This is a genomic window from Rhodococcus sp. PvR044 (genome assembly GCF_040548995.1).
GTDB classification, from domain to species: domain Bacteria; phylum Actinomycetota; class Actinomycetes; order Mycobacteriales; family Mycobacteriaceae; genus Rhodococcus_G; species Rhodococcus_G oryzae.
In genome coordinates this window covers 217,946-228,397 of sequence record NZ_JBEPSX010000010.1, presented here as the reverse complement: position 1 = coordinate 228,397, position 10,452 = coordinate 217,946, and the positions used below count along the sequence as shown (strand labels likewise).

9 protein-coding genes and 1 pseudogene are annotated in these 10,452 nt (G+C 69.8%); 5 read left to right on the top strand and 5 right to left on the bottom strand.

The genetic code is table 11. From position 1 onward, the window contains the following. Positions 1–201: 201 nt before the first annotated feature. Positions 202–1,149: an ABC transporter substrate-binding protein gene (locus ABIC28_RS21890; protein ID WP_354580838.1), complete on the top strand. Its 948-nt coding sequence runs from the start codon at positions 202–204 to the stop codon at positions 1,147–1,149. A gap of 61 nt (positions 1,150–1,210) precedes the next feature. Here the strand turns inward: ABIC28_RS21890 and ABIC28_RS27275 are convergent, their stop codons facing one another. Next, the gene (locus ABIC28_RS27275) at positions 1,211–1,591 is read right to left on the bottom strand and encodes a DUF7715 family protein (RefSeq protein ID WP_136911408.1); all 381 of its coding nucleotides are present in this window, start codon (positions 1,589–1,591) and stop codon (positions 1,211–1,213) included. 102 nt (positions 1,592–1,693) lie between these two features. Here ABIC28_RS27275 and ABIC28_RS21880 point away from each other — a divergent pair, with 102 nt between their 5' ends. Continuing rightward, the gene (locus ABIC28_RS21880; RefSeq protein WP_209927135.1) at positions 1,694–2,146 is read left to right on the top strand and encodes a MaoC/PaaZ C-terminal domain-containing protein; all 453 of its coding nucleotides are present in this window, start codon (positions 1,694–1,696) and stop codon (positions 2,144–2,146) included. A gap of 8 nt (positions 2,147–2,154) precedes the next feature. Here ABIC28_RS21880 and ABIC28_RS21875 read toward each other — a convergent pair whose 3' ends face one another. After that, positions 2,155–3,285, bottom strand: a complete 1,131-nt coding sequence (locus ABIC28_RS21875; RefSeq protein ID WP_209927134.1) for an epoxide hydrolase family protein — start codon at positions 3,283–3,285, stop codon at positions 2,155–2,157. Positions 3,286–3,367: 82 nt separating this feature from the next. Here ABIC28_RS21875 and ABIC28_RS21870 point away from each other — a divergent pair, with 82 nt between their 5' ends. After that, positions 3,368–3,838 (top strand): MarR family winged helix-turn-helix transcriptional regulator, encoded by a 471-nt coding sequence (locus ABIC28_RS21870; RefSeq protein WP_209927132.1) that lies wholly within the window; start codon positions 3,368–3,370, stop codon positions 3,836–3,838. A 190-nt stretch (positions 3,839–4,028) separates the two neighbouring features. Next, positions 4,029–6,071 (top strand): CocE/NonD family hydrolase, encoded by a 2,043-nt coding sequence (locus ABIC28_RS21865; RefSeq protein ID WP_354580834.1) that lies wholly within the window; start codon positions 4,029–4,031, stop codon positions 6,069–6,071. Between the two features lie 10 nt (positions 6,072–6,081). Here ABIC28_RS21865 and ABIC28_RS21860 read toward each other — a convergent pair whose 3' ends face one another. Together ABIC28_RS21860 and ABIC28_RS21855 are read right to left on the bottom strand one after the other, a co-directional pair. Beyond that, positions 6,082–6,663 (bottom strand): TetR/AcrR family transcriptional regulator, encoded by a 582-nt coding sequence (locus ABIC28_RS21860; RefSeq protein WP_097214040.1) that lies wholly within the window; start codon positions 6,661–6,663, stop codon positions 6,082–6,084. A gap of 57 nt (positions 6,664–6,720) precedes the next feature. Next, positions 6,721–7,506 (bottom strand): enoyl-CoA hydratase/isomerase family protein, encoded by a 786-nt coding sequence (locus ABIC28_RS21855; RefSeq protein ID WP_097214041.1) that lies wholly within the window; start codon positions 7,504–7,506, stop codon positions 6,721–6,723. Between the two features lie 166 nt (positions 7,507–7,672). Here ABIC28_RS21855 and ABIC28_RS21850 point away from each other — a divergent pair, with 166 nt between their 5' ends. Further along, positions 7,673–8,821: an acyl-CoA dehydrogenase family protein gene (locus ABIC28_RS21850; protein WP_097214042.1), complete on the top strand. Its 1,149-nt coding sequence runs from the start codon at positions 7,673–7,675 to the stop codon at positions 8,819–8,821. Positions 8,822–8,857: 36 nt separating this feature from the next. Here the strand turns inward: ABIC28_RS21850 and ABIC28_RS21845 are convergent. Next, a pseudogene (locus tag ABIC28_RS21845) lies at positions 8,858–10,415 on the bottom strand (GMC family oxidoreductase). Between the last annotated feature and the right edge of the window lie 37 nt (positions 10,416–10,452).

The following is a 10,452-nucleotide window of genomic DNA, read 5'->3' as shown; positions in this document are numbered from 1 at the left end:
AGCAACTTCCACTTCACGACAGGAGACCTTCCCTGTTCAACGACCAGTCACAGCGTGTCGTCGCAATCCCTCAACCAACCTGCCTGGGCAGTACATCTAGGCGGCTCCGCCGCCCGTGCGCGGTTGACTAGTCCCCACACTCGTCAACCGCGCACAGGCGCGTCGCGCCTTCCCAACCCACTTTTCGAGGAGAACTTTCACATGACCGTTCGTGTCGGCTACTTCCCGCACAACAACTCCCTGTTCGTCCTGCGTCACCGCGGCATCCTCGAAAAGGCGCTGCCCGAGGTGGAATGGGTTGACCTGCGCGCCCTTCCGGAGGCCGAGGCCGTGAATCCCAAGACCGGTCTGCCGAGCCTGCACTCCGACTGGCTGTTCACCGAGGGTGGCTACGACGTCATCGGGACCGGCTTCACCCCGCCGCTGACCGCCCTCGCCAAGGGCCACGACGTGGTCTACATCGGCATCTCCGGCCCCCGCGTGGAGAACGGCCGGCTGGTGGCCCTCGCGAGCTCGGGCATCGAGACGGCCGCGGACCTGAGTGGCAAGAGGGTGGGGATCGCGCACGGCTCCTGGCAGACCACGCTGCTGTTGTTCGCGCTGGAGACCGCCGGGCTCAGCTGGGCAGACGTCGAACCGGTCGACACCGGCGTGAACGACGGCGCCGAGGCGCTGTTGCGCGGCGACTTGGACGCCTGGGTCGGCGCCTACCCGGGCCTCGAGGCGCTCGAGAAGTCCCACGAGCTGAAGATCCTCGTGGACACCGAGTCGCTGTTCAGCCACCCGTCGCTGTGGTTCACCCGCCGGGATTTCGCGGAGAACAACCGCGAGGCGCTCGAGGCGGTCATCGCGGCCCTGCAGGAGTCCGACGCGTGGATCGAGGCCAACCCGCGCGAGGCCGCGCAGTACTTCGTCGACGATGCCCTCGCCCGCGGCGATCGGGCCGACCTGGACCGCTGGGAGCGCGCGCTGCGCGGCCGCCCGTTCGGCCTGAACCGGGTCAGCGAGGCGTTCCTCGACGAGCAGCAGCGGGCGGGGGAGTTGTTGGCCGCCAACGGGCTGCTGTCGAGGCCGGTCGACGTGCGCGCCGCGGTGGTGCCGTGGATCGGTGAGGCGGTGGAGGCGGCCCGGTCAGTCGCGAGCGTCTAGCAACGGCCTGGGTGTCCGCTCGCCTGCTCCGATGGTCGGGCGAGCGGGCGTGCCCAGGCTTCTAGGTTGCCCCTCGTGCCTGGAACTGGTCGAGTCGCCGCTCGATCACGGTTCCCGCCGGCCAGTGCGCCGCGATCGCAAGCATGTCGCCCGCCAGCTCGCCTGCGAGGTTCGGCGGCCACCCGGCCTGCGCGAGCCCGGATCGGAGTGCCTCGACGTAGTCGTCTCCTGTGAACCCTGCGAGTTCGGCCACTCGGGCAGTGGTGGTGGCGCGGTGCGAGTTGAGGCCGCTGAATGCCCGTCCGCAACCGCAGCCGCCGTCGGGATCGGCTTCGTCCCTGGCACATACGAGGCCAATCCACACGAGTTCGCCTTCGACGCAGAAATCGAAGTCGTTGTCTCGCTGCCCCTGAGTTCGAGCCGTTGCCACCAGTCCCCGCATCGTGATGCCCCCTCCGGTCGGTTGCGCGCAGTGTGGCAGTCACGTCCGACACTGTGAGACGGGATCGCGAGTTTGACGGCATTTGGCCGGCGTCCTGGCACGATGGACGTCATGGACGAGGTGAAGTACGCCGAGGACCTGATGGTCGGCGACGTCATCGATCTCGGCTCGCATACCGTCGGCGAGGCCGAGATGGTGGACTTCTCGACCGTGTGGGATCCACAGGACTCCCATCTCGACGCGGCGGCGGCCGCCGACGGCTACTTCGGCGGGCTCATCGCCAGCGGGATCCACACCACCGCCGTCTACCAGCGGCTCGCGGTTCTCGGCGCCTATCGGTACTGGAGCGTGATCGGCGCCCGCGGGCTGCGCGACGTCCGGTTCCTGCGCCCCGTGCGTCCCGGTGACGTGCTGACCGGACTGCTGGTGATCGACGAGGTCGAACTGGACGATCGCGGCCGCGGGCTGGTGACCACGACCGGTCAGCTGGCGGACGCGCAGGGCCGGGCGGTGTTCAGCCTGCTCACCGAGCTGTACCTGCACCGTCGGCCCTGACGCCGTTCCTATCCGCGCAGGCACCGGAAGAACGCCCGCACGTCGCCCACCAGCAACTCCGGCACCTCCAGCGCCGCGAAGTGCCCGCCTTCGTCGAACTCGCTCCAGTGAACCAGCGTCGGGTGCGCCTTCTCCGAGACGCTGCGGACCGGACGGACGATGTCGTGCGCGAACACCGCCATCCCGAGCGGCGCGACGCCGGTCGGTCCGTCGCCGCGCGGTCCGCCGGACTCGAACGTCAGCCGCGCCGAGGATCCGGCGGTGCCGAAGAACCAGTGCAGCGAGACGTCGGTCAGCAGCACGTCGTCCGGCAGCGGGTGCGCCGGGTCGGTCCACTCCCTGACCTTGTCGGCGATCCAGGCCAGCTGCCCGGACGGTGAGTCGGTGAGGGAGTAGGCGATGGTCTGCGGGCGGGTGGCCTGCATCTGCATGTAGCCGGGCCTGTTGGCGAGGAAGTTCCGGATGACCTCGACCCGCGCGGCGTCGCCGTCGGAGAGCCCCTCGGTCGCGACGGGTCCGTGCGGCAGGTAGTTGACGTGCACGCCGATCACGTTCTCGGGCGCCGCGATTGCGAGCTGCTGGGAGACTCCGGAGCCCCAGTCTCCGCCCTGTGCGCCGTATCGCTCGTATCCCAGCCGGTTCATCAGCTCGGCGAAGGCGCGGGCGACGCGGGCGGTGTCCCAGCCGCGGTCGCGGGTCGGGCCGGACGGCCCGAAGCCTGGGATCGACGGGATCACCAGGTGGAAGGCGTCCGCGGGATCGCCGCCGTGCGCGCGGGGGTCGGACAGCGGGCCGATGACGTCGAGGAATTCTATGAACGAGCCCGGCCAGCCGTGGGTGAGGATCAGCGGCGTCGCGTCCGGCTCGGGGGAACGGACGTGCAGGAAATGCATAGTGGCGCCGTCGATCTCGGTGACGAACTGCGGGTGGCGGTTCAGGGCGGCCTCGTGTGCGCGCCAGTCGTATCCGTCGCGCCAGTAGTCGGCCAGTTCCCGCATCCGGCCGAGCGGGATGCCGTAGTCCCAGCCGGCCTCGTCGAGCTCGTCGGGCCAGCGGGTGCGGGCCAACCGGTCGCGCAGGTCGTCGAGCGCGGACTGCGGGATGTCGATCCGGGACGGGCTGATGGTCGTGTCGGGCATCGGAACCTCCTGCGTTGATCGTTGGCGACGCCAACGATAACAGAACTTGTTGGTAGCGCCAACGGTTACTAGGATGGTGCGCATGGAGTCCATCGATGACGGCCCGCCGACCGCGCTGCGACGCTCGCCGACCTGGCTGATGGGGCAGGCGGGCATTCACGCCCAGCGGCTGCTCAATGAGCGGATGGCCGAGGTTGGGGCGCACCGCTGGCACTACTCGGTGCTGTCCGCGCTCGCCGAGAACGGTCCGCTCAGTCAGGCCTCGCTCGGCCGTCTCTGTCGCCTCGATCGCAGCGATATCGCCGCCGTGGTCGGCGAATTGGAGGGCGGCGGGTATCTCGTGCGCGAACCGGATCCGGTGGACCGGCGCCGCAACGTCGTCACGATCACCCCCGAGGGGAGTCGGCACCAGCGGCGGTTGGAGGCCCTGGCGGTCGAGGCGCAGGAGGATCTGCTCGCGCCGCTCGGCGCGGGGGAGCGTGAGACGTTGATCGCGCTCGTCGAGCGGCTGGTCGAACATCAGTCCGGGCGGCGGGGAGCCGGCTGGGCCTAGGTATGGGAACGAATTGTGTTCTCGCGCAACGCTAATAGGTGCTTACGACGGTGGTGAATTGAGGTTAACTTCAGTATTGACGGCGGGTATATGGGTGGTTACTATCCAGTAAGTTTGTGACGGCGGCCACCCGGGCGATCGAGCGTCACCGGAGAATCCATGGGGGGTTCGAGTAGCGATGCGCACACGGATGGCTCGACGAGGGTCGCTCGCGCGGACCGGAACGCTGGCCCTGGTCGGCGCCCTGGCGATCGGCCTCGCCGTCGCGCCGGGCGGCGTCGCGTCCGCCGACCCGAGCGGGGGAGCGGACGGCGCGAAGTGGCAGGCCACCGCCGACGCCGCGCCGGAGTACCCGGTCGTCGCGATCGACTGGGACGTGCCGATCACGATGGGCGACGGGACCGTGCTCAAGGCCAACGTCTACCGCCCCGCGGACGCGTCCGGCAAGCCGATCGACACCAAGATGCCGTCGATCCTGAACGTGACGCCGTACACCAAGCTGATCAGCAACCTGGTCGACTCGATGATGGCCGTGCCCGGACTCGAGGACACCCTCGTCGACCTGGTCAGCTCCTACGACCTCGCCGGCACCCCGCTCGACGGCGTCGGCGAGACCGCGAAGGTGCTCACCGGCGGCGGCATGCGCGTCTTCGCCGTGAACCGGGACCTCATCCGCAGCGGCTACACGCAGGTGGTCGTCGACACCCGTGGCACCGGGTTCTCCCAGGGAGATTGGCAGACACTCGGCCCGCGTGAGCAGCAGGATTCCGTCGAGATCATCGACTGGATGAGCAAGCAGTCGTGGTCGAACGGCAAGGTCGGCATGGGAGGCGTGTCCTATTCCGGGATCAACTCCCTCCAGGCCGCCGGCTACCGCCCGCCCGCGCTGAAGGCGATCTTCCCCATGGAGCCGGGGAACGACCTGCTCCGCGACATCGTCGGAACCGGAGGCGGACTCGGCGTCGGCTTCATGCCGCTGTGGCTCGCGCTCGTCAACGGGACCAAGCTCATTCCCGACGTGCAGTCCCTCGTGCAGGGGCGGTTCGACCAGCAGTGGCTGCAGGACCGGTTGCGCGACCCGCTCACCCTGATCGCCGAACTCCGCGAGGCGATGACAGCCCCGACGGTCAACGATCTCGATCCCACCACGCTGGGCGTCGCGCAGGACGGCACCTTCTATCAGGAGCGGAAGGCCAACGTGGAGAACATCGCGGTGCCCACCATGCTCTACGGCGCCTGGCACGACATCTTCGCCAACAGCGAGCCCCGCGTCTACAACGCGATCCCGCTCCCCGCCGGGCAGAAGCAGCTGATCATGAGCGACAACTACCACGTCACCTTCGGCGGCGGATTCGGCGAGGCGGGCGCCCCGCCGCGGCTCGACGTCCTCGAGCGGGCCTGGTTCGACAAGTGGCTCAAGGGGATCGACAACGGCATCGACCGTTACGGCCCGGTCACGCTGTACCAGCAGGGCAACGGCTGGACGACCACCGACCAGTTCCCCCGTGCGGGCGTCGAGTACCAGCGGATGTACCTCTCGGACGCGCCGAGCGGGACCGCGGGCCACGCCGCGCGCGACGGCAGCCTCGTCGCGGCGACGCCCCAGAGTTCGGCGCGTCTGACGGCCGCCCCCGGGCTGCGCGGGTTCTGCTCCCGCGACGGCGCGCAGGGGACCGCGGGCATGACCGTGATCCTGGGCTCGGTGTGCAGCAAGGACTCCCGGTTCCAGGAGGCCGAGGGGCTCGCGTTCACCAGCGCCCCGGTCGCGGAGCCGACCGAACTGTCCGGGCCGGTGAACCTGCACCTGGAGACGGTCCTCGACGCACCCGACGGCTTCTGGGCGGTCACCCTCAATGACGTTGCGCCCGACGGCACCTCGACCACGCTCACCAACGGCGCCCTCACCGCGTCGCTGCGCGAGGTCGACGAGGCGCAGAGCCAGCGGTCGGCGAACGGGGACTACGCCGAGCCGCACCACAAGCTGACGGTGTCCGCGCGCAAGCCCGTCATCCCGGGCCAGGTGACGCCGGTGGACATCAACCTGGTGCCCACTGACGCGCTGCTCAAGCCGGGGCACCGGCTGCGGGTGGACGTCTATGCCGCCAGCGTCCCCCGGTACCTGCCGCTCGGCCCGATGATGGCCGACGGCCAGAACCGGCCGCAGCACGTGCAGCTGTCGCCAGAGCGGCCCAGCTTCCTGAACCTGCCGCTGGTCGGGGCGAGCGCCTGGTAGCGGCGCGGGGCTACTTCTGCCCCGCCATGATGAGCTTGGCGGTGGTCTCGAGCCGGTCGGCGATCTGCTCGTAGGACTCGTAGCCCATGCCCGCGCGGACCAGCGCCCCGGACCACGCGATCTCGAGCGCGTCGAGCACCTCCGGGGCGTGCCCCGGGCCGAGGGCGGCGATCAGCCGGCCCCGGATGTCCATGCCGATCCGCAGGCGCAGGTGCTCGACGTCGGGGTCGTTGCCCAGGATCGCCGTGGTGCTCGCCGCCGCCAGGGCGGGCTCGTCGGAGACGAGCAGCGCGACATCGCGCAGCACCCGGCAGACCCGGGCGACCGGATCGAGGTCGGTGGGCACCTCCCGCGGGACCGCGTTCAGGCGCCGCCAGAACACCTCCGCGACGAGGTGGCTCTTCGACGAGAAGTAGGTGTACGCGGTCGCCGCGGCGACGCCCGCCTCCGCCGCAACCATGCGGACGGTGAGGCCCGAGAATCCCTGCTCACGCAGCACCGCGACCGCGGCCGTGGTCAGCTTGTCGACGGTCTCGGCCTGCTGCTCGGTCAGGCGCCGGCGAGTGGATTCGAACTTGGCTTCACTAGACACATGTCCAGACGCTACTGGAAGCGGGGGGACTCGGGCAAAGGGTCGGGCTCGGCTCGATCACCAGCCCGCGGGCAGGGCCGTGAAGTCCGGCTGGCGGCCCTCCGCGAACGCGGTGAGGGCCTCGATGTTGGCGGGGCCGCCCATCAGGTCGCGGAAGCAGGCGTTCTCCCGCTCGCGTGCGGCGTCGATCTCGGCCCGCAGCGGCTCGGTCATCGTGCGCTTGACCGCGATCAGGCTGGAGATCGGCTTGGCGGCAAGCACTTCGGCGTGCCTGCGGGCCTCGCCCATCAGCTCGTCCGGCTCGCAGACCCGCCAGACCAGTCCCATCTCCTTCGCCTGCGCGGCGTCGATCCACTCCGAGGACATCAGCAGCCAGGCCGCGTTCTGCCTGCCGACCAGCTGGGGCATCAGGTAGCTCGAGGCCGCCTCGGGTGCGACGCCGAGGCCGGTGAACGGGCACTTGAGCTTGGCGGTGGTCGACATGAAGGCCAGGTCCGCGAAGCCGAGCACCGTCGCGCCGATGCCGAGCCCGATCCCGTTGACCGCGCAGATCAGCGGCTTGGGGAACTCGACAAGCGCGTCGAGCAGCCCGGGGAACCCGTGCTTGCCCGGCCGGAAGTCGGGATCGGTGGTGCGGGCGTGCATCTCGCGCAGGTCCGTGCCCGCGCTGAACGCGCGCCCGCTGCCGGTGAGCAGCAGCACCGCGACGTCGGGGTCCTCGGCGGCCGCGCGCAGGGCCTCGGTGGTGGCGTCGTAGAGCGCCTCGTCGAACGCGTTCAGCGCGTCGGGCCGGTTGAGGGTGATCGTCCGGACGCGCTTGTCGTCGGTGATGAGGAGGCTCATCGTTGCATGCTAGAACGTGTTGCAGTTTTGGGGAAGGGTGTCGGTGCCGACGCCGGTCGGGCGGTGCTGTCCGGGCGTCCCTCCGTACATCGTTAGCATTGGCACCAAGTAGCGGCCGGCCGAGAGGCGCGGCCCGGTTCGGACACCCGAGAAGGCGGTCGACGTCGTGAAGAAGTACCTCCCCAGCTGGCACGACGACGAGGTCCGTGCGCTCTCCGAGCTCGCGGCCGGATTCTTCGAGCGGGAGGTGGTGGCGCACAACGACAAGTGGGACGCCCAGCACCGCATCGACCGCGAGGTGTGGCTCAAGGCAGGTGAGCTCGGCCTGCTGTGCTGCTCCATCCCGGAGGAGTACGGCGGCGGTGGCGGCACCTTCGCGCACGACCTCGCCGTCTTCGAGGCCCAGGGCTACGCCGGCGATCTCGCCCTCGGGATCTCCGTGCACAGCGGCATCGTCCCGCACTACATCGCCGAGTACGGCTCCGAGGAGCAGAAGAAGACGTGGCTGCCGGGCATGGCGACCGGGGAGATCCTCACCGCCATCGGCATGACCGAGCCCGGCGCCGGCTCGGACCTCAAGGCCATCAAGACCACCGCCATTCGCGACGGCGACGACTACATCGTCAACGGCTCCAAGACGTTCATCACCAACGGCGCCTCCGCCGACATGATCGTGCTTGTCGTCAAGACCGACCCGAAGGCGGGCGCCAAGGGCGTGTCCCTGCTGATCGTCGACCTGCGCGACTGCCCGGGATTCGTCGTCGGGCGGGTGCTGGACAAGGTGGGCCAGCACGGCGCCGACACCTCCGAGCTCTCGTTCACCGACGTGCGGGTGCCGGTGTCGAACCTGCTCGGCGACGCCGAGGGGCAGGGCTTCGGTCAGCTGATGGCGCAGCTGGTGCAGGAACGGCTGATCATCGGCGCGCAGGCGTCGGGCGCGATGAACCGGGCCGTGCAGGAGACCGTCGCGTACACGAAGTCGCGGCAGGCGTTCGGGCACAGCCTCTTCGAGTTCCAGAACACCGCCTTCGAGCTGGCCGAGTGCCAGACCATCGCGCGCACCTGCGAGGTGTTCCTCGACCACTGCATCCAGTCGCACCTGCGCGGTGAGCTGGACCCGTCCGAGGCGGCGATGGTCAAGTACTGGCTCACCGAGCAGCAGTGTGCGGTGATCGACCGGTGCGTCCAGCTCTACGGCGGCTACGGCTACATGCGCGAGTACCTGATCGCCCGGATGTACGAGGACGCCCGCGTCCAGAAGATCTACGCCGGGGCCAACGAGGTGATGAAGGGAATCATCGCGAAGTCGCTGTAGCCGCTGCCGGGCGCCCGAGATCGACGCCCGGCCCGCTCAGTTCGACTGCCGGAGTAAGTCGGCCGCCCTTTCCCCGATCACCACGCACGGCGCGTGGGTGTGGCCGCGGATGATGGTCGGCATGATCGACGCGTCCGCCACGCGCAGTCGATCCACGCCGCGCACCCGCAACTGGGGGTCGACGACGCTGGCCGCGTCGCTGCCCATCCGACAGGTTCCGGTGGGGTGATAGAGGGTGTGCGAATTGCGCTCGAGGGCGATCTCGAGCACCTCCTCCAGCGGTGGGCGGGAGGTCATCGCGGGCCGGACCATCTCGCCGAGCCGCGACTTCAGCGCGGGGGCCGAGGCGAGCGAATCGCACACCCGCAGGCCCTCGAGCATCGCGCGGCGGTCGACGCCGCCCGCATCGCTGAGGTAGCGCGGATCGATGATCGGCTTGTCTGCGTGCGCCGCCGACCGCAGCGTGATCTCGCCGCGGCTCTCCGGCTTGAGCAGGATCGTCCCGAGGATCACGGCGTGCTCGGTGCCGGGCACCAGGCCCTCGTCGAAGAACGGGGCGGGCGCGAAGATCATTTCCAGGTCAGGCAGCGCGAGATCCTCACGGCTGCGGGTGAACCCGTACGCCTCGCCGACATTCGAGGTGAGCATCCCGCGGCGCCGGGCCAGGTAGTTGGCGAGCTCGGGGAGCTTCTCGGCGGCGAAGAGGGTATCCGCTTCGACGCGGTAGCCGAGCATCGACACCAGGTGGTCGGACAGGTTGCGGCCCACCTCGGGGAGGTGGTGACGCACGGCGATGCCGTGCGCGCAGCTGCTGCTCGTCGCCGATGCCGGACAGCATCAGCAGCTGCGGGGTGTTGATCGTGCCGCCGGCGAGCACCACCTCCTTGCGGGCGCGGACCGTGCGGACCGCGCCGCCCTGCACGTACTCGACCCCGACGGCGGCCGATCCCTCGAACAGCACCCGGGTCGCGGCGGCCTCGGTGAGCACAGTCAGGTTGGCGCGCTTGCGCGCGGGCGCGAGGTAGGCGTCGGCCGTGCTCCAGCGGGCGCCGCGCTTCTGGGTGACCATCGTCTGCAAGAAGCCCTCGGGCTGAGCGGTGTTCGCGCGCTCCACCGGGATTCCCGTCTCCCGCGCCGCCTCCAGGTAGGCGCCGGTGAGCGGTCGGGGGGAGCGCTGCCGGCTCACCGTCAGCGGGCCGGTGGTGCCGGCGTCGTCGGTGGCGGCGCCTTCCACGTTCTCGATCCGGCGGAAGTACTCCACCACCTTGCCGAAGGACCAGGAGTCGTCGGCGAGTTCGGCCCACTCGTCGTAGTCGGCGGCGAAGCCGCGCACCCACATCATGGCGTTCATCGACGAGGAACCGCCGAGCGTCTTCCTTCGCGGCCAGTAGATGCTGCGGCCGCCGAGTCCGGGCTGCGGCTCGGTCAGGTAGTCCCAGTCGACCTCGCTGCGGAACAGCTTGGAGAAGGCCGCGGGAATGTGGATGTACTTGTCCTTGTCCGGCGGACCTGCCTCGAGGAGGACGACCTCGGTGCGCGGGTCGGAGCTGAGCCGGCCGGCCAGCGCGGCGCCGGACGATCCCGCGCCGACGATGACGTAGTCGGCGACTGACGATGACTGGACATGCGTT

What these genes read in the sequence shown, in the direction of transcription:
- ABIC28_RS21890 (WP_354580838.1), top strand. Translation starts at nt 202, where the DNA reads ATGACCGTTCGTGTCGGCTACTTCCCGCACAACAACTCCCTGTTCGTC.
- ABIC28_RS27275 (WP_136911408.1), bottom strand. Translation starts at nt 1,591, where the DNA reads ATGCGGGGACTGGTGGCAACGGCTCGAACTCAGGGGCAGCGAGACAAC.
- ABIC28_RS21880 (WP_209927135.1), top strand. Translation starts at nt 1,694, where the DNA reads ATGGACGTCATGGACGAGGTGAAGTACGCCGAGGACCTGATGGTCGGC.
- ABIC28_RS21875 (WP_209927134.1), bottom strand. Translation starts at nt 3,285, where the DNA reads ATGCCCGACACGACCATCAGCCCGTCCCGGATCGACATCCCGCAGTCC.
- ABIC28_RS21870 (WP_209927132.1), top strand. Translation starts at nt 3,368, where the DNA reads ATGGAGTCCATCGATGACGGCCCGCCGACCGCGCTGCGACGCTCGCCG.
- ABIC28_RS21865 (WP_354580834.1), top strand. Translation starts at nt 4,029, where the DNA reads ATGGCTCGACGAGGGTCGCTCGCGCGGACCGGAACGCTGGCCCTGGTC.
- ABIC28_RS21855 (WP_097214041.1), bottom strand. Translation starts at nt 7,506, where the DNA reads ATGAGCCTCCTCATCACCGACGACAAGCGCGTCCGGACGATCACCCTC.